The following is a 17,935-nucleotide window of genomic DNA, read 5'->3' on the forward strand; positions in this document are numbered from 1 at the left end:
GTGGGCGCGATCACCGGAACGTTCAAGGGATTCGGGGTCACCTTCTCGCACATGTTCAGGAAGGTCGTCACCACCGACTACCCGTTCAAGCCGCCGGTGTCGGCGCCGCGCTACCACGGGCGGCACATCCTCAACCGGCACCCGGACGGGCTGGAGAAGTGCATCGGCTGTGAGCTGTGCGCCTGGGCCTGCCCGGCGGACGCGATCTTCGTAGAGGGCGGCGACAACACCGACGAGCAGCGCTTCTCGCCGGGTGAGCGGTACGCCAGCGTCTACCAGATCAACTACGCCCGGTGCATTTTCTGCGGACTGTGCATCGAGGCCTGCCCGACCCGATCGCTCACCATGAGCAACGAGTACGAGCTGGCCCGGGACAACCGGCAGGACCTGATCTTCACCAAGGAGCAGCTGCTCGCGCCGCTGCTTGAGGGCATGGAGCAGCCGCCGCACCCGATGCGACTGGGCGACAGCGAGAAGGACTACTACATCGGCGCGCTGGACAACCCGGGCACCTCCGCCGGTGCCGAGACGTCCCCGATGAGCCCCGGCCGCTACCAGGTCGAGGAGCACCCCGGCGTGACGTTCCCGGGCGCCGAGCAGGCCGCCCAACGCGCGGCGGTCGGTAAGGGAGAGGGAGCATGACCACGTCTACGGTGCTGGCCGCGGCGGGCGGGGTGTCCGGCGGCGAGGAGGTCACCTTCTGGATCCTCGCGCCGCTCGCGCTGATCGGCGCGATCGGGATGGTGGCCGCCCGCAACGCCGTGCACTCGGCGCTCTGGCTGGTGCTCACCATGCTCTGCCTGGGCGTGTTCTACGTGCTCCAGGCCGGGCCGTTCATCGGCATGGTGCAGATCATCGTCTACACCGGCGCGATCATGATGCTCTTCCTGTTCGTGCTGATGCTGGTCGGCCGGGACGCCTCCGACTCGCTGATCGAGACGCTGCGCGGTCAGCGGGTCGCCGCCATCGTGCTCGGGCTGGGCTTCGCTGGCCTGGTGGGCAGCGCGCTCTACCGGGCGATGGACGGGACCACCGCGGTCGGCCTGGAGCAGGCCAACGCGGAGGGCAACGTGCAGGGCATCGCCCGGCTGCTCTTCACCAAGTACGTCTTCGCGTTCGAGCTGACCTCGGCTCTGCTCATCACCGCGGCGGTCGGAGCCATGGTGCTCGCGCACGTCGAGCGGCGTAAGCAGGACAAGGTCGACCAGCCGTCGACCATGCGGGCCCGCTTCGCGCCGGGCAACTACCCCGGCCCCAAGCCGGGCCCCGGTGTCTTCGCGACGTCCTCCTCGGTGGCCACCCCGGCGCGGCTGCCGGACGGGCGGCTCACCGAGCGGAGCACGCCGGACATCCTGCCGGTGCGGGAGCTGACCGCCCAGGAAACCTCGCTGAAGGGGACCGACCAGTGACGCCCAACCACTATCTCGTGCTGGCTGCGGTGCTGTTCACCATCGGTGCCGCCGGGGTGCTCATCCGGCGCAACGCGATCGTGCTGTTCATGTGCGTGGAGCTGATGCTCAACGCGGCCAACCTGACCCTGGTCACCTTCAGCCGGATCAACGGCGACCTCAACGGTCAGATCATGGCGTTCTTCGTGATGGTGGTGGCGGCGGCCGAAGTCGTGGTCGGGCTCGCGATCATCATGTCGATCTTCCGGACTCGACGCTCCGCGAGCGTCGACGACGCCAACCTGCTCAAGTACTAAGGGGCAAGCAAGTGGAAGAGACTGTGCAGTACGCCGGTGCCACGGGCTTGCTCAGCAGCGTCTGGCTGCTGGTGGCGATCCCGCTGGTCAGCGCGGCCATCCTGCTGCTGCTAGGCCGGCGGGCCGACCGCTGGGGGCACTGGTTGGGCGTCGCCGCCATCGGTGCCGCGTTCGTTCTCGGCCTGTCCTTCTTCTTCCAGCTTCGCGGCCTGGAGAACAAGTCGGTCGAGCTGAGCCTCTGGGACTTCATCGCCGTCGGTGACCTGCGGGTCGACTTCGGCCTGCTGTTCGACCCGCTGGCCGCGGTCTTCGTGCTCCTGATCACCGGGGTGGGTTTCCTGATCCACCTGTACGCGGTGGAGTACATGGCGCACGACGCGGGCCGCCGTCGGTTCTTCGCGTACTTCAACCTGTTCGTCGCGGCCATGCTGCTGCTGGTGCTCGGCAACAACTACGTGATGCTCTACGTCGGCTGGGAGGGCGTCGGTCTGGCGTCGTACCTGCTGATCTCCTTCTGGTACGAGCGGCCGAGCGCCGCCACGGCCGGCAAGAAGGCGTTCCTGATGAACCGGGTCGGCGACGCCGGCCTGGCCATCGCGATCTTCATCATGTTCGCCACCCTGGGCACCACCCAGTACGACGAGGTGTTCAACGGTGTCGGCGCGCTGACCGGCGCCACCGTGCTGGTTCTCGGCCTGCTGCTGCTGCTCGGTGCGGCCGGTAAGTCCGGCCAGTTCCCGCTCCAGGCGTGGCTGCCGGACGCGATGGAGGGCCCCACCCCGGTGTCGGCGCTCATCCACGCCGCCACCATGGTCACCGCGGGCGTCTACCTGATCGCCCGGTCCAACCCGATCTTCTCGGCCAACTCGACGCTTCAGCTCGTCGTCGTCAGCGTCGGCGCGCTCACCCTGCTGATGGGCTGCATCATCGGTGCGGCCAAGGACGACATCAAGCGGGTGCTCGCCTGGTCGACGGTGAGCCAGATCGGCTACATGTTCCTCGGCGTCGGCCTGGGCGGCGGGGCGTACGCGCTCGCCATCGTGCACCTGCTGGCGCACGGCTTCTTCAAGGCCAACATGTTCCTGGGCGCCGGCTCGGTCATGCACGGGATGAAGGACCAGGTGGACATCCGCCGCTTCGGTGGGCTGTCGAAGTACATGAAGGTCACCTGGCTGACCTTCATGATGGGCTGGCTGGCCATCATCGGCATGTTCCCGTTCTCCGGCTTCTTCTCCAAGGAGCCGATCATCGTGGCCGCCTTCGAGCGGACGGACTGGACGGCGTGGCTCTTCGGTGGGGCAGCGCTGCTCGGCGCCGGGCTGACCGCGTTCTACATGACCCGGCTCTTCGTGCTCACCTTCCACGGCCCGAAGCGGTGGACCGAGGACATCGAGCACCCGCACGAGTCGCCGGCGTTGATGACCATCCCGCTGATCCTGCTGGCGGTCGGCTCGGTGGGTGCCGGTTTCCTGCTCGCCACCTCGGTACCGGACTGGCTGACGGAGACCGCCGGGCTGGGCGGCCACGAGGAGGGGCACGAGGCGGTCCTCTCGCACACCGTGATCACCGCGCTCTCGCTGCTGGTCACCGTGCTCGGCGCCGGGCTGGCCTGGTTCCTGTTCCGGGCCGGTACGGCCACCGCGCCGCAGCCGGCCGGGGTGCTGGTCACCGCCGCGCGGCGCAACCTCTACACCGACGCGGTGAACGAGGCGGTCTTCGAGAAGCCGGGCATCTTCCTCACCCGGGCGCTGGTCTTCCTCGACAACCGGGGCATCGACGGGCTGGTCAACGGGCTCGCCGCCGGGGTCGGCGGTGGCTCGGGTCGGCTCCGGCGGCTGCAGACCGGCTTCGTCCGCTCGTACGCCACCTCGATCCTGGCCGGTGCGCTGCTGGTGATGGCGGCGTTCCTGGCCGTGCAGGCGGGGTGGTTGGCGTGATCGACCTCTTTCCGGCCGCCCCCGCCGGCGGACCACGCAGTGACGACGGAGGTAAGGCCGCATAATGTCCAACTTCCCGTTCCTCTCGGTGCTCACCGTGGCGCCACTGGTGGGCGCCCTGGTGGTGGCCTTCCTGCCGCGCCACCGACCGGAGCTGGCCAAGCAGGTGGCGTTCGTCTGGTCGCTGCTGGTGCTGGTGCTCTCCGTGGTGATGTGGGTCAGCTTCAAGGCAGGCGGTGACCGGTTCCAGTTCCGCGAGTCCTACTCGTGGATCCCGAACTGGGGTGTCAACTTCACCTTCGCCGCCGACGGCATCGCGCTGGTGATGCTGATGCTGATCGCGGTGCTGGTGCCGCTGGTGATCCTGGCGTCGTGGCACGACGCGGAGTCGTCGAAGCGGTCGGTGCCCGTCTACTTCGCGCTGCTGCTGGTCCTCGAGTGCACGATGATCGGCGTCTTCGCCGCCGCCGACGTCTTCCTGTTCTACGTGTTCTTCGAGGTCATGCTGGTGCCGATGTACTTCCTGATCGGCAGCTACGGCGGCCACCAGCGGCAGTACGCGGCGGTGAAGTTCTTCCTCTACTCGCTTGTCGGCGGCCTGTTCATGCTGGCCGCGGTGATCGGGCTGTGGGTCGTCGGCGGGAAGACCTTCGACTGGCAGGCGCTGTCGCAGATCGACATCAGCACCGGCACCGAGCGCTGGCTGTTCCTCGGCTTCTTCCTCGCGTTCGCCATCAAGGCGCCGTTCTTCCCGTTCCACACCTGGCTGCCGGACGCCGGTGGCGCCGCCCCCGCGGGCGCCGCGGCGCTGCTGGTCGGCGTGCTGGACAAGGTCGGTACGTTCGGCATCCTGCGCTACTGCCTGCCGCTGTTCCCCGAGGCGTCGCAGTGGTTCGCGCCGTGGGCGCTGGCGCTCGGCGTGATCGGCATCGTCTACGCCGCGCTGCTGGCGGTCGGCCAGAACGACCTCAAGCGGCTGGTGTCGTACACCTCGATCGCGCACTTCGGCTTCATCGGGGTGGGCATCTTCGCGTTCACCACCCAGGCCGGCACCGGCGCGGTGCTCTACATGCTCAACCACGGGTTGGCCACCGGCCTGCTCTTCCTGGTGGTGGGCATGCTGATCTCGCGGCGCGGCTCGGCGCTGATCAGTGACTTCGGTGGCGCGGGCAAGCTGGTCCCGGTGCTCGCCGGGGTGCTCTTCTTCGCCGGTCTCGCCTCGCTCGCGCTGCCCGGGACCGCGCCGTTCATCTCCGAGTTCCTGGTGCTGATCGGTACGTTCACGGTGAACAAGCCGGTCGCGGTCATCGCGACGGTCGGCATCATCCTGGCCGCCGCGTACGTGCTGTGGATGGTGCAGCGCACCACCCAGGGCACGCTCAACCCGGCGCTGACCGAGGTCGAGGGGATGCGCCGGGACCTCAACCTGCGCGAGAAGGTCGTGGTCGCCCCCCTGATCGCGCTGATCGTGCTGCTCGGCTTCTACCCCAAGCCGGTCACTGACGTGATCAACCCCGCCGTCCAGGCGACCATGGACGACATCGGCAGGACCGACCCCGCCCCGTCGGTGGGCGGCACCGTCCAGGAGGCGGCAAAGTGACCGAGTTGAAACTGCCGTCGCTCGACTATGCGGCGCTCGCCCCAATCATGATCATGTTGGGTGTCGCGTTGTTCGGCGTGCTGGTCGAGGCCTTCGTGCCCCGGCGTTTGCGGCACGTGGTGCAGCTGACGCTGGCCCTGCTGGCCGTCCTCGCCGCGCTGACCATGGTGGTCCTCAACGCCGACGACCGGCTCATCACCGCCGGCCAGGCCATCTCGGTGGACGGGCCGACGCTCTTCCTCCAGGGCGCGATCCTGGTGCTGGCCGCGATGGCGCTGCTGCTGATCGGTGACCGGACGGTGGAGCGGGGCGGGGCGTTCGTCGCCCAGGCCGCGGTGACCGCCGAGTCGGCCGACGACCGGCAGCAGGCCGAGGGGCGCAATGGCCTCACCGAGGTCTACCCGCTCACCACGTTCGCGATCGGCGGCATGCTGATCTTCGTGGCGGCGAACGACCTGCTGACCATGTTCATCGCACTGGAAGTCTTCTCGCTGCCGCTGTACCTGCTCTGCGCGTTGGCCCGTCGCCGGCGACTGCTGAGCCAGGAGGCGGCGATGAAGTACTTCCTGCTCGGCGCGTACGCCTCGGCGTTCTTCCTGTTCGGGGTGGCCCTGATCTACGGCTTCACCTCCGGGATCCCGGGTCGTGGTGCCGGGGTGGACTTCGCCACGATCAACGCGGCGGTGACCGAGTCGCCGGCCAGCCCGGTGCTGCTCTTCGCTGGCATGGCGCTGCTCGCCATCGGCCTGCTCTTCAAGGCCGCGGCGGCCCCGTTCCACGTGTGGACGCCGGACGTCTACCAGGGCGCGCCGACCCCGATCACCGGCTTCATGGCCGCCTGCACCAAGGTTGCCGCGTTCGGCGCGCTGCTGCGCGTCTTCCACGTCGCGTTCGCCGGTGCCGCCTGGGACTTCACCCCGGTGCTCGGTGCGGTGGCGGTGCTGACCATGCTGGTCGGCGCGGTGCTCGCGGTCACCCAGACCGACATCAAGCGGCTGCTCGCGTACTCCTCGATCGCCAACGCCGGCTACCTGCTGGTCGGTGTGCTGTCGCCGAGCCGCGACGGGCTCTCCGGCACGATGTTCTACCTGGTCGCGTACGGCTTCTCGGTGCTGGCCGCGTTCGCGGTCGTGACCCTGGTCCGGGACGCCGACGGGGAGGCCACCCACCTGTCCCGCTGGGCGGGGCTGGGCCGGCGCTCGCCGTTCTACGCCAGCCTGTTCACGTTCATCCTGCTGGCCTTCGCCGGCATCCCGCTCACCAGCGGCTTCACCAGCAAGTTCGCGGTCTTCGGGCCGGCGCTGGAAGGTGGCCACGCCTGGCTGGTGATCGCCGGTGTGCTGACCAGCATGGTGCTGGCCTTCCCGTACCTGCGGGTCGTGGTCATGATGTGGCTCTCCGAGCCGGGCGAGTCCACCCCGACCGTCACCGTGCCCGGCGGACTCACCTCCGCCGCGTTGATGATCGGCGTCCTGGCCACCCTGGTGCTGGGTGTAGCCCCGGCGCCGCTGCTCGACCTGGCTGCCGGAGCCGCCGACTTCGTGCGATGACCAGAGCCTCGGCAAACCGGGGACCGGCACACGTTCGTGTGCCGGTCCCCGGTGCATATCCCCGACCCGGAGCAGGTAGAACGGGTGTGGCATGGTTGATAGCGTGGTGATTCCGGCTGGCGAGCGTTCAGGTGCCACCGGCTCCGGCGGTCGCCGGGGTCGGGCGAGCACGAGTCAGTTCGGCGCGCTCGGCCTCCATCTCGCCGATCCCCGCGTCGAGGCATGTGTGCTGGGTCTGCTGGACGCGGTCGAGGTCGATCTGCGGGCCAGTGTGGCCAGCGCCGACCCGTTCGTCACCGAGGCCGCCCGGCACCTCGTCGAGGCCGGCGGGAAGCGGTTCCGGCCGCTGCTGGTGGCGCTGGGCGCCCAGTTCGGTGACCCGACCAGCCCGCAGGTGGTCCCGGCGGCCGTGGTGATGGAGCTCACCCACCTGGCCACCCTCTACCACGACGACGTGATGGACGAGGCCGCCGTGCGCCGGGGGGCGCCGAGCGCGAACTCCCGTTGGACCAACTCGGTCGCCATCCTGGTCGGCGACTACCTCTTCGCCCGCGCTGCGGACATCTCGGCAGATCTGGGCCCCGAGGCGGTCCGGTTGCAGGCGCGCACCTTCGCCCGGCTGGTGCACGGCCAGATCGCGGAGACCGTGGGGCCGCGCGTCGGCGATGACCCAGTCACGCACTACCTGCACGTGATCGCCGAGAAGACCGGCTCCCTGATCGCCACGTCGGCCCAGTTCGGCGGCATGTTCAGTGGAGCCTCCACCGAGCACATCGAGGCGCTGGCCGGGTACGGCGAGACCATCGGCGTCGCGTTCCAGCTCTCCGACGACCTTCTGGACATCGCCTCCGACTCGATGCAGTCGGGCAAGACACCCGGCACGGACCTGCGTGAGGGCGTCCCGACGCTGCCGGTGCTCTACGCGCGCGCCGCGGACGACTCCGACGCGTCCTCGGTGCGGCTGCGGGAGATCCTGGCCACCGGCCCGCTGACCGACGACGCGCTGCACGCCGAGGCGCTGGGGCTGCTCCGGGAGAGCCCGGCGCTCAAGCGGGCCCGGGAGACCGTGCGCAGCTACGCCGAGGACGCCCGGGGGCGCCTGGCCCCGCTTCCGAAGGGCCCGTCCCGCCAGGCCCTCGAATCGCTCTGCGACTACATCGCCGACCGCACCAGCTAGTCCCCGCTCCGACCCGCCTCGGCGGCGGTGCGCGTCAACAGGCGGCTGCCGACGAGCATGAGGGCGGCGGCGAGCAGCATGGCCACCGCAGCCGTGGTCCACATCGTCGGGTAGCCGAGGTGGGCGGCGAGCGGGCCGAGGGTCAGTGGGCCGAGGCAGCCGCCCGCGTACACCCCGGTCTGGGTGATCGAGGTGGCGGCGGCCGGGGCCTGCGGGTGGAGCCGGACCACCGCGAAGTTCATCAGGCCGGGCCAGGCCCATCCGAGGCCGAAGCCGAGCACCACGCCAGCCACCAGCGGCACCGCGCCGGTCAGAGCGAGCAGGCCCAGCCCGGCTGCGCCGACCACCAGCATGGCGGCGATCAGCGCCACGTGGCCGCTGGCGCGCCGGTCGGCCAGCCAGCCGGCGCCGACCCGGGCCAGCACACAGACGGCGCTGCCCAGGGTCAGGGTGAGGCCGGCGAGGCCCGGTGACAGGCCCCGGGCGGCCGCGGAGTCCACCAGGAAGGTGCCGAGTGCGTTCGCCGCGGCGGCTGCCAGCGCCGCCGCCGCACCGATCACCACCAGCGCCATCGTGGCCCGGCCCGCGCGCCCGGCGCCGGCCCGCCGGGCGCGGCCGCGCTCCTGCCGGGGTACGGCGGGCAGCGTCGTCAGCGCCGCGCCGGCGGCGGCCACGAACGCCCAACGCCAGCCGGCGGTGAGCGCGACGGTGGGCACCGCTGCCCCGGCCAGCAGGGTGGAGACCGGGATGGCGGCCTGCTTGACGCCGAACGACAGCCCCTGCCGGCGAGCCGGCACGTGCTGCGCCAGTGCGGCGTTGCTGGCCAACTGGCCGAGGGCGTTCGCGGCGGCGCTGAGCGCCAGCAGCCCGACCAGCACCGGGTACGACCGGGCGAGCGCCGCCACGGCAAGCATGGACCCGGCGGCCAGGAGGATGCCGCAGCGGGCCACCACGGCCGGCCCGTAGCGCTCGACCAGGCGGCCGGAGGGCACCGAGGCCAGCGCGCTGATCCCGAAGTAGACGGCCACGGCCAGGCCCAGGCCGGCCGGGGAGAAGCCGAGGTCCGCGCCCATCTGCACGGCGAGGCCGCCGAGCAGGAAGACGGGCAGCACGCAGGCGATGGTGGTGGCGACGGCGCCGGCGCTGACCCGGATCGGGCGGGCCGGGGCGGTGCCCGGGGCGGAGGTGAGGGCGGTGTCGGTCATCGTCGGCAAACCTACGTGAACCGTTCTCGGATCACTCCTGGTGACCGGCGGGGTACGACGTGTTGATGACGATCTGGCATCCTCGACCCGAACAGGCATTTCGCACCGGGCCTGTTTTTCATATGGTGTAAGTCCCTGGCGGCGGAGGTGGTTGTGCGCGACCCCTTGGCAGAACCTTCGGACCTGATCCGCAGCGTGTCCCGAGCGCTGCGGGTGCTGGAGTCGGTCGGTCGCGCCCCGAAGGGCCTGACCGTCAAGCAGATCGCCCGGCGGTGCGAGTTGACCGTGGCCACCACGTACCACCTGGTCCGCACCCTCGCCTACGAGGGCTACGTGATCCGTCGGGAGGACGGCACGTACATCGTGGGGCTGGAGGTGGCGGACCGCTACCGCGAACTGGTCACCGCGTTCCGTGGCCCGCCAGCCGTCGGTGAGACGCTGCGGCGGGCCGCCGCCGACACCGGCTACAGCCACTACCTGGGCCGCTTCGTCGGCGGCCAGGTGGCCCTCACGGCGGTCGCCGAGGGGCACCGCTCGCCCTACCTGGAAGACCTGGTCCCCGGCTTCGACGAGGGGGCACACGCCACCGCCCTCGGCAAGTCCCTGCTCGCCACCCTCACCACCGAACAACGCTTCCGCTACCTGCGGGAGTACGGCATGCGCCCGTTCACCACCGCCACCCTGACCAGCACGGAGACGTTCGAGGCCGACCTGGCCGCCGGCGACCGGCGCGGCATGCAGTTGGAGCTGGGGCAGTTCCGCCAGGGGGTGGCCTGCGCGGCGGTGCTGGTCTCGCCGGACAAGGACATGGAACGGCGGGTCGTGCTGGCCTGCGCGCTGCCGGCCGGCGAGATGATGACCTCCGCCCGGGTGGTCCGGGCCAAGCTGCTCACGGTCGCCCGGGCCGTCGCCGACGGCATCGCCGCCGACCACTGACCCCACGACGCCGAGAGGCCCTCTCCCGGGCTGGGAGAGGGCCTCTGGTGGCGGTCCAGCGCCGGACCGCCGGAGTAACGTCAGCTGCCCACCGGGCCGCCGTCGAGGCGCCAGGTGACCACCACGCCCGGCTTGGCGTAGTCGCCGTCCGGCCAGTTCGAGGCCGGGTTCTCCACCGATGCGCCGGTGATCTCACCCGGGTGCTGTACGGCGACGAAGACCGAGCGGTTGTCACCGGTGATGAACGGGCCGCAGGTCTCGGCGCCGAGCGGCACGGTCAGGAACTGCTTGAGGTGACCCCGCTCCGGGCCCTCCACGGCGGTGGCGAAGAGGCCGTCGTTGCTGCCCAGCGCGTTGCCGTCCGTGGAGATCCACAGGTTGCCGGTGGCGTCGAAGGCGACGTTGTCCGGGCAGGAGATCGGGGAGACCTTGGTCTTGTCGTACCCGGCGAAGAAGGTCGACGGGTCGGTCGGGTCGCCGCAGACGATCGGCAGCGACCAGGCGAAGGTCTCGGCGGTGTTGTCGCCGCGGTCCTCGACCAGCTCCAGGATCTGCCCGTGCTTGTTGGCGGTCCGCGGGTTGGCCTCGTCCGCCTTCGGGCTGCTGCCGACGCCCCGGTTGGTGTTGTTCGTCAGCGCCACGTACACCTTGCCGGTCAGCAGGCTCGGCTCGACGTCCTCCGGGCGGTCCATCTTGGTCGCGCCGACCTTGTCGCCAGCGAGCCGGGTGAAGGTGAGCACGTCCGCGGCGGTCATCCCGTCGACGTACGAACGGTTGCCGCTGACCAGCTTGATCCAGCGGCCCCGGCCGTTGAACGCGCCGTCACTGGGGAGCTTGCCCGAGCCGTCGATCTCGCCGGCGCTGGTCTGGTCCAGCTGCGCGACGTAGAGCGTGCCGGACTCCAGCAGGGTCAGGTTGTGCTTGCGGGCGGCCCAGGAGTTGCCCTTCAGGAACTTCTTGTCCGAGACGAACTTGTAGAGGTAGTCGAACCGCTCGTCGTCGCCCATGTACGCGACCACGTGCCCGTCCTTCGTGACGATCACGTTGGCGCCCTCGTGCTTGAACCGGCCCATCGCGGTGTGCTTACGCGGGCGGCTCTCCGGGTCGAACGGGTCGATCTCGACGATCCAGCCGAACCGGTGCGCCTCGTTCGGGTGCTTCGCCAGGTCGAAACGCTCGTCGGCGCGCTCCCACTTGCGGCTGCCGCTGGGGTAACGGGTTGCGGTGCTGATGCCGTACCGGTCCATCTTCGGCTTCAGTTCCGCCGGGACGCCGTCGGCACCGACGAAGTACTGGTTGAAGTTCTCCTCGCCGGAGAGCACCGTGCCCCACGGGGTCACGCCTCCGGCGCAGTTGTTCAGCGTGCCGACGACCGTACGGCCCTTCGGGTCGGCGGCGGTCTTCAGCCAGGCCGAGCCGGCGGCCGGGCCGGTCAGGTCGAACTTCGTGCCGAGCGCGGTGACCCGCCGGTTGTACGGCCGCCGGCCGTTCTCGACCGGCTTCCACTGCCCGGTGCCGGCGACCCGCTCCAGCTCCACCACGGACATGCCGTGCGCGGCCATCGCGGTGCGCAGCTGCTCCACCGAGAGTCCGTCCAGGCCAGGGAAGCCCGGGAACATCAGGTCCTCGTTGGTGTACTCGTGGTTGACCACGAGCAGCGCCCGGTTGCCCCGCTTGTCCAGCGGCAGCACGCCCACGAAGTCGTTGTTGTAGCCGAACTGCTTGGACTGCGCTGCGGCGGTCTGCTTGTGCACGTTGAACTCGGGCGCGCCCGGCACCACCGGGTCACCCCACTTGATCACCACGGCGTGGTCGTACCCGTTCGGTACGACCAGGGTGTCCAGCTTGTTCGGCGGGATCGGCTTGAAGCTCAGCGCCCCGCTGCCGACGCCGGTGGTGGGACGTCCGAAGCCGAAGGACTCCGGGACGTCCGGGAGATCCGGGGTGGCGGGGGCTGCCATGGCCGGGGCGGCGCCGGCCAGCGCACCGGCCGCGGCACCACCGAAACCGAGCACCAGCGCACCGACCGCGCCGGCCCGGACCACGCCGCGCCGCGAGACCTCCGCGTTCACCACGTCTCCGAAGTACGCGTTGTCGGAGGTGTTCGGGACCGGGTGGTCGCAGGCGTTTCCGCAGCGGTAGAGACAGGTCATGGCGTCGCGGGTGCCGTGGCGGTTGGCACCCAACAGCGGGAGCAGCCGGGGACGGTCGCTCATGGGAGAAGCCTCCTGGGAAGGTCAGTGGCACTGCTGGATCAGGCATCGGCAGGCGTACCTGCCGGACGCTAGGAGGACGCGGTGAGCGCTCGTCGGCCGCAATGTGAACCAGACGTGAACAAGTCGCCGGTGCCGGTCGACGCACAGCCGGTCTGACCTCGGGCTGAACCGATCGGCATGACCGCACGTATTCACGAGCGGACGCACCGCCGGACGCGCGCCGGAAGCGAGGAGACCGCCATCAGCGACCATGACGCCCAACTGCTGCGCGCGCTGCATGACGAGCACGCGGAGGCGCTGTACGCACACGCCCTGCGGCTGGTCAACGGGGACCGGCAGCGGGCCGAGGACCTGGTGCAGGAGACGCTGCTGCGGGCCTGGCGACACCCGGAGTCGCTCGACCCGCGCCGCGGCTCGGTGCGGGCCTGGCTCTTCACCACGGCCCGCAACCTCGCCATCGACGCCTGGCGGCGACGATCGACCCGGGTCGGCGAGGTGTTCACCAACGAGCTGCCCGAACCGCCGGAGGTGGTCGACGAGGCCGAACGCGCGGTGGAGGCGTGGACGGTCGCCGAGGCGCTGAACCGGCTCAGCCCGACCCATCGGGAGGTGCTGGTCGAGTGCTTCTACCAGGGACGGTCGGTGGCCGAGGCGGCGTCCCGGCTGGGCGTGCCACCGGGCACCGTGAAGTCGCGCACCCACTACGCGCTGCGCTCACTACGGTTGGTCCTGGCTGAGATGGGAGTGACGGGATGACCCGGTGCGAGTTCGCGCACGACGATGGCGCGTACGTGCTGGGTGCCCTCGCCCCCGCCGAGCGGGCGGCCTACGAGCGGCACCTCGCCGGCTGCGCCTCCTGCCGGGATGCCGTCGCCGAGATTGCCGTACTGCCCGGGCTGCTCGGCCGCCTCGACCCGGCGGGGTTGGAGCAGTTCCTGCCGCCACCGACCGCCGCCCGGGCGCCCGCGTTGCTGGAGGAGGCCCGCAACCGCCGTCGCCGTGAACGCTCCGCGACCCGTCGGCGGTATGCGCTGACCACCCTGGCCGCCGCCGCGCTGGCTCTGGTGGTCGGTGTCGGCACGGGCGCGGTGCTACCCCGCCCGTCCGGCCCGCCCGACACCCCCGGTGCCCAGGGCAGCACGCCAGCGCCGAAGGTGTCGATGGTCGCCATGCGACCGGTGGCCGCCGCCGGGCCGGTGCACGCCGAGATCGGGCTGACCGGCACCGACTGGGGCACCGAGGTGACCATGCACTGCGGGTACGACGCGCGGACCAGCTACGGCAAGGCGTACCCGTTCCGGCTGGTGGCGCACGGCCCGAACGGTGCCACCGAGCAGATCGGCTCCTGGCTCGCCGCGCCCGGGGACGACCTCCGGTTCACCGGGGCGACCCGCTTCACCGACGCGGAACTCGTCAGCGTGGAACTGCAACGCGCCGACGGCACCCCCCTGCTCACCTTCGCCGTCCCGTAACCGGCTCAGGGCTTGGGGAGGGGGAGGGGGTGCGGGTGGCGAGACGGGTGCGGTGGGACTGGCGGACGGCGTCGGCGGTGAAGACGATCAGGGCGAGCCAGACCAGCGCGAAGCCGGCGAGGCGGGCCGGCGGCATCGGCTCGTGGAAGATCAGCACGCCGCAGCCGAGCTGAAGGATCGGCGCCAGATACTGGATCATGCCGAGGTTGGTCAGCGGCAGGCGGTTGGCGGCCCCGGCGAAGAGCAGCAGCGGGATCGCGGTGGCCGCACCGGCCACCACCAGCAGCGCGGTGTGCCCGGCCGAGACGTGCCCGAAGGTCGACTCGGCGCGCCGGGTCAGCCAGGCCAGGTAGCCCAGCGCGGGCAGCGCCAGCACCGCCGACTCGACGAAGAGCCCCTCTGCGGCGGGCAGCCCGAGCCGCTTCTTGACCAGGCCGTACCCGGCGAAGCTGAAGGCCAGGGTCAGTGCCAGCCAGGGCAGCCGGCCGTAGTCCACGGTGAGCACCGCGACCGCCGACGCGCCGATGCCCAGTGCCACCCACTGCGCCGGGCGTAGCCGCTCGCCCAGCACCGTCACCCCGAGCAGCACCACCACCAGCGGGTTGATGAAGTAGCCGAGCGCCGTCTCCACCACCCGGTCGGAGTTGACCCCGTAGATGTAGGTGCCCCAGTTGACCGCGATCAGCGCGGCGGCGGCGACGATCCCGGCCAGTGCCCAGGGCCGGCGCAGCAGCGCCCGCAGGAAGCCGATGTTGCGCAGCGCGGCCAGCAGCAGGGCCACGAAGACGACCGACCAGACGATGCGGTGCGCCAGGATCTCCAGCGGGCCGGCCGGTCGCAGCAGCTTCAGGTAGAGCGGGAAGAAACCCCAGAGCAGGTACGCGCCGAGGCCGTAGAGGTATCCCAGGCGGAGTGGCGTCACGGCTCCACCGTAAGGGGTCAACTGCCGTCTTGTTCCTTTCCGGTGACCGGCGTCACCGCTGGCCGCCGATCGAGATGCATCCACCGCTCCGGGGTGTCCAACGGCGTGAAGCCCACTCGCGCGTACACCTCGTGCGCGTCGTTGGTGGCCAGCAGAATCCGGCGTACGCCCAACTCGGCCAGGTGGTCGCGGACCGTGCCAGCCAGCCAGCCGCCCAACCCGTTGCCCCGGGCGGAGCGGTCCACGTACACGTCGCAGAGCCAGGCGAAGGTGGCGCCGTCGGTGACCGCCCGGGCCACCGCCACCTGGCGGCCGTCCCCAGGTCGGTAGACGCCGAACGGCAGCGAGCCGGCGAACGCCCGGGCGACTGTCTCCCGGTCCCGCCCCAGCGCCCAGTACGCGTCGGTGGACAGCCAGCGGTGCACCCGCTCCAGCTCGAGTCGGGCGGGGTCGGTGCTGAGCAGGTGGCCGTCGGCGCGGGTCAGCGAGAACACGCCGGCGAGGCTAGCCGACCCGAGCGGTCCCCGCGCACGCCAATTCCCGATCCGTGGTCACCAGACCGCCCGGGGCTCCGGTCGTGGCCGGGGCCCCGGACGGCCCGGGTCGGTGCGGGGCGGTCGCCGGTCAGTCGCGGTCGAGGACCGCGCCGAGGATCCAGGTCACGATGCTCACGAAGAGGGCACCCAGCACGGCGGCCGGCCAGAAGCCGTCCACCGAGAACCCCAGCCCGGCCTGGTCGGCGATCCAGCTGGTGAGCAGGAACAGCAGGCCGTTGACCACCAGCGCGATGAGACCCAGGGTCAGCAGGTAGAAGCCACAGCCGACGGTCTTGATGATCGGCTGGAGCACCGCGTTGACCACGCCGAAGATCGCCGCCACCAGGACCAGCGTGGTGACCGTCTCGACCGCGGAGGTCGACTCCAGAATGATGCCTGGAATGAGCAGTGTGGCCAGCCAGAAGGCCAGCGCCGTGGTGGCCAGCCGAATCAGCAGCCCTTTCAGAAAACCCATGGCGGGGATCGTGCCACGGACCGGCCACCGGCGTAACCCGCCAGTTGACGATCCGTTCGGCTCAGCCGCGCGCCGGCCGCCCAATCAGCTGCGACTCGATCGGGGTGGGGGAGAGCAGCGCCCACCGCAGTGCTCGCCGGTTCACCACGGCCACCATGTCGTCCCGGATCCGGGTCAGCCACTCGGCTGAGCCGCCCAGCCCCAGCGCGGCACCGGCCAGGGCTGCCTCGGCGGCGTCCAGCGGTTGCAGCACCGCCAGGTCGGCCCGGCTGAGCGTGTCGACGTCCGCCGGGGTCAATTCGTCCCGGACCACCAGGGTGGCCCGCCACGGCGGGCCCGGCTCGGCCTCGGCCGGCACCGGTCCCGCGTCGACCACCAACAGCAACGGCCGCAGCGCGGTGCCCACTCCGTCGGCGACCGGGCGACCCGGCGGAATCAGCGGGATCGTCCCGCCGGGCGCGCCCACGCCCCGGACGAACGGCTCCCAGGCGCGCGGGCGCGCGGTCTGCACCACCACCAGGGCCCCCAGTGCCATCGCGCGCAGCGCCACCAGCTGAGCGGCGCGTACCCCGCCCACCAGCAGCACGCGGGTGCTCTCCGGTCGGAACAGCCGCACGGTGACCGCACCGCCGTGCCGGTTGGTGCCGACCATCATCCCGGCCTCACCCAGGGTCAGCTCCCAGCCATCCACCGCCGGTCGTGGCTGCGCCCCGGTGGCGGCGAGCGCGAGCGGCAGCGTGCCGGCCAGCCCGTCGAGGTGCGCGCCGTCGAGCCGGCGGACCTGCCCGCCCAGGCCGGTCACCAGCCGGTTCAGCGCCTCGGCGGCCGCGGTCAGCTCCGTCGCCGTCCCGGCGGCCAGGCGTACGGTCAGCTCGGTCGGCACCCCGGTGGCCGAAGGCGGGCCCGCGCAGAGCGACACGGTCGTCGCGGTCGCCGGCAGCGCGAGCAGCCGTGCCACCAGCCGCCGCGCACCCGCACTGTGGACGTCCGGCCAGTGGATCAGCCGGAAGGTGGCCTGGAGCAGTGCGCCGGACCGGAGCACCGGCCAGGACTCCCGCACCGGATGGCCGTCGTGGTGGGCCAGCTCGCCCAGGACGCGGAGCGCCGCGGGTACGCCGAGCGGCCGCGCGGTCAGCGGCCCGAGCCGGCGGACGAGCCGGCGCAGCGTGCCGGCGAGCACCCGGCGCAGATCCTCCTCCGACCAGCCGTCGACCCGTAGCACCCGGACCGCCAGTACGGCCCGCTCCCGCCCGACGAGCCGACCGTCGGTGAGCTGTCGGTACGACGTGCCGACCGTGCCGCCCGCCGCCGGAACGGGTGCCGGTGTCCCGGCGAGCAGCAGTTGGATCCGCAGCGGCGGTACCTCCGGCCCGGGCGGGGGCAGCAGCGCGGACGGCGCCGGGATCGCCCGGGACGCATCGCCGAGCAGGTCACCGGGGTCGCCGAGCTCGAGGAGCGCCACCAGGCCGGTGGTGTCCTCCAGCACCGCGGCCGGCCCGCCGGGCAGCTCCGTCGAGCGGACCACGGCACCCGGGGCGACCAGGTCGAGCAACTCGGTCGGGCCGGCCGGCGCGGCCAGCGCCCGGCGACGGGTCAGGTGCCCGACGGCGGTGCCCAGCCACTCGAAGAGCCAACGGCCCCGGACCCGGACCCAGGCGGTCGCCACCAGTAGCGCCGCTGCCAGCAGGGCCGCGACGGTGGCCAGGGCGCCCCGGCCCAGGGCGGCGAGGACGAGCGCCACCGCGACCTGCCCGGTGACCAGTTGGCCGGCGCGCACCCCGGCCCCCGCGCGTCGGCCGAGCGAGGCCCAGCGGGTGCGGGGCGGCGGTCGGTGAGGTGCGTCCTGGACGGGAAGACCCGGGCCGGTTTCGGTGAGCCCGCTCGGCCCGGGCGCCGGCGGGACAATGCCTGGCCTGGGCCCGGCGGGGATCGCCGGCTGCGGTCCTCCGGTGGTGATCGCCGGCACCGCACCTCCTCGACAGTGGACCGTGCAGGGCGGCCGGCCGCTCCGACGGTCCGTCACGCGCCGCGACGTGGCTGCGGCACATCGTAAGCGACCGATGGCTCTCGTGGTTGTCCACAGGGGAGATGCGGGGGGTAGCAGAACCGCTACCGGGCCGCTACCGTCAGCCACGAAGTTCATCGCTGACCCGCGTCCACCATGCTCGACGACCGGGCCACGCGAGCGGCGCGTCCCCAGGGTG

16 protein-coding genes are annotated in these 17,935 nt (G+C 71.6%); 10 read left to right on the forward strand and 6 right to left on the reverse strand.

Annotated elements, in window-relative coordinates; all coding sequences use genetic code 11:
- From nuoI to OG470_RS09110, 7 genes are all read left to right on the forward strand, one after another.
- Positions 1-642, forward strand: a complete 642-nt coding sequence (gene nuoI, locus OG470_RS09080) for an NADH-quinone oxidoreductase subunit NuoI (protein WP_328422632.1) — start codon at positions 1-3, stop codon at positions 640-642.
- Positions 639-1,409, forward strand: a complete 771-nt coding sequence (locus tag OG470_RS09085; protein ID WP_328422634.1) for an NADH-quinone oxidoreductase subunit J — start codon at positions 639-641, stop codon at positions 1,407-1,409. Before nuoI ends, OG470_RS09085 begins: the two co-directional genes overlap by 4 nt.
- Positions 1,406-1,705 (forward strand): NADH-quinone oxidoreductase subunit NuoK, encoded by a 300-nt coding sequence (gene nuoK, locus OG470_RS09090; RefSeq protein ID WP_328422636.1) that lies wholly within the window; start codon positions 1,406-1,408, stop codon positions 1,703-1,705. Before OG470_RS09085 ends, nuoK begins: the two co-directional genes overlap by 4 nt.
- A gap of 11 nt (positions 1,706-1,716) precedes the next feature.
- On the forward strand, positions 1,717-3,642 hold the full coding sequence (gene nuoL / locus OG470_RS09095) for an NADH-quinone oxidoreductase subunit L (RefSeq protein WP_328422638.1): 1,926 nt from the start codon (positions 1,717-1,719) through the stop codon (positions 3,640-3,642).
- A gap of 64 nt (positions 3,643-3,706) precedes the next feature.
- A complete protein-coding gene (locus OG470_RS09100; RefSeq protein ID WP_328422640.1) occupies positions 3,707-5,242 on the forward strand; it encodes an NADH-quinone oxidoreductase subunit M in 1,536 nt (511 codons plus the stop codon).
- Positions 5,239-6,792: an NADH-quinone oxidoreductase subunit NuoN gene (gene nuoN / locus OG470_RS09105; protein ID WP_328422642.1), complete on the forward strand. Its 1,554-nt coding sequence runs from the start codon at positions 5,239-5,241 to the stop codon at positions 6,790-6,792. Before OG470_RS09100 ends, nuoN begins: the two co-directional genes overlap by 4 nt.
- A gap of 91 nt (positions 6,793-6,883) precedes the next feature.
- A complete protein-coding gene (locus tag OG470_RS09110; RefSeq protein ID WP_328422644.1) occupies positions 6,884-7,969 on the forward strand; it encodes a polyprenyl synthetase family protein in 1,086 nt (361 codons plus the stop codon).
- On the opposite strand, the gene OG470_RS09115 is transcribed toward OG470_RS09110, so the two are convergent.
- Entirely contained in the window at positions 7,966-9,174 is a 1,209-nt protein-coding gene (locus OG470_RS09115; RefSeq protein ID WP_328422646.1) for an MFS transporter, read from the reverse strand. The two genes, OG470_RS09110 and OG470_RS09115, sit on opposite strands and share 4 nt — an antisense overlap.
- A 153-nt stretch (positions 9,175-9,327) precedes the next feature.
- Here OG470_RS09115 and OG470_RS09120 point away from each other — a divergent pair, with 153 nt between their 5' ends.
- Positions 9,328-10,110 carry an IclR family transcriptional regulator gene (locus OG470_RS09120; RefSeq protein ID WP_328422648.1) on the forward strand — a complete coding sequence of 261 codons (783 nt, stop codon included), beginning with the start codon at positions 9,328-9,330 and terminating at the stop codon, positions 10,108-10,110.
- Positions 10,111-10,190: 80 nt separating this feature from the next.
- Here OG470_RS09120 and OG470_RS09125 read toward each other — a convergent pair whose 3' ends face one another.
- Positions 10,191-12,326, reverse strand: a complete 2,136-nt coding sequence (locus OG470_RS09125) for a PhoX family protein (RefSeq protein WP_328422649.1) — start codon at positions 12,324-12,326, stop codon at positions 10,191-10,193.
- Between the two features lie 177 nt (positions 12,327-12,503).
- Between OG470_RS09125 and OG470_RS09130 the strand changes: the two genes are divergently transcribed.
- Both OG470_RS09130 and OG470_RS09135 read left to right on the forward strand, forming a co-directional pair.
- Positions 12,504-13,082, forward strand: a complete 579-nt coding sequence (locus OG470_RS09130; RefSeq protein ID WP_328422651.1) for a sigma-70 family RNA polymerase sigma factor — start codon at positions 12,504-12,506, stop codon at positions 13,080-13,082.
- A complete protein-coding gene (locus OG470_RS09135; RefSeq protein ID WP_328422653.1) occupies positions 13,079-13,798 on the forward strand; it encodes an anti-sigma factor family protein in 720 nt (239 codons plus the stop codon). The genes OG470_RS09130 and OG470_RS09135 overlap by 4 nt, the downstream gene beginning before the upstream one ends.
- Here the strand turns inward: OG470_RS09135 and rarD are convergent.
- From rarD to eccE, 4 genes are all read right to left on the reverse strand, one after another.
- Entirely contained in the window at positions 13,779-14,720 is a 942-nt protein-coding gene (gene rarD / locus OG470_RS09140; RefSeq protein ID WP_328422655.1) for an EamA family transporter RarD, read from the reverse strand. The two genes, OG470_RS09135 and rarD, sit on opposite strands and share 20 nt — an antisense overlap.
- Before the next feature lie 17 nt (positions 14,721-14,737).
- Complete coding sequence (locus OG470_RS09145; protein WP_328422657.1) at positions 14,738-15,214, reverse strand: GNAT family N-acetyltransferase; 477 nt, start codon at positions 15,212-15,214, stop codon at positions 14,738-14,740.
- Positions 15,215-15,344: 130 nt separating this feature from the next.
- Entirely contained in the window at positions 15,345-15,731 is a 387-nt protein-coding gene (locus OG470_RS09150) for a phage holin family protein (protein WP_328422659.1), read from the reverse strand.
- A gap of 61 nt (positions 15,732-15,792) precedes the next feature.
- Positions 15,793-17,697, reverse strand: a complete 1,905-nt coding sequence (gene eccE, locus OG470_RS09155; protein ID WP_442931070.1) for a type VII secretion protein EccE — start codon at positions 17,695-17,697, stop codon at positions 15,793-15,795.
- Between the last annotated feature and the right edge of the window lie 238 nt (positions 17,698-17,935).

It is taken from the genome of Micromonospora sp. NBC_00389, from assembly GCF_036059255.1.
Taxonomy (GTDB): Bacteria; Actinomycetota; Actinomycetes; order Mycobacteriales; family Micromonosporaceae; genus Micromonospora.

What these genes read in the sequence shown, in the direction of transcription:
- OG470_RS09085 (WP_328422634.1), top strand. Translation starts at nt 639, where the DNA reads ATGACCACGTCTACGGTGCTGGCCGCGGCGGGCGGGGTGTCCGGCGGC.
- OG470_RS09100 (WP_328422640.1), top strand. Translation starts at nt 3,707, where the DNA reads ATGTCCAACTTCCCGTTCCTCTCGGTGCTCACCGTGGCGCCACTGGTG.
- OG470_RS09110 (WP_328422644.1), top strand. Translation starts at nt 6,884, where the DNA reads ATGGTTGATAGCGTGGTGATTCCGGCTGGCGAGCGTTCAGGTGCCACC.
- OG470_RS09115 (WP_328422646.1), bottom strand. Translation starts at nt 9,174, where the DNA reads ATGACCGACACCGCCCTCACCTCCGCCCCGGGCACCGCCCCGGCCCGC.
- OG470_RS09125 (WP_328422649.1), bottom strand. Translation starts at nt 12,326, where the DNA reads ATGAGCGACCGTCCCCGGCTGCTCCCGCTGTTGGGTGCCAACCGCCAC.
- OG470_RS09130 (WP_328422651.1), top strand. Translation starts at nt 12,504, where the DNA reads ATGACCGCACGTATTCACGAGCGGACGCACCGCCGGACGCGCGCCGGA.
- OG470_RS09135 (WP_328422653.1), top strand. Translation starts at nt 13,079, where the DNA reads ATGACCCGGTGCGAGTTCGCGCACGACGATGGCGCGTACGTGCTGGGT.
- OG470_RS09150 (WP_328422659.1), bottom strand. Translation starts at nt 15,731, where the DNA reads ATGGGTTTTCTGAAAGGGCTGCTGATTCGGCTGGCCACCACGGCGCTG.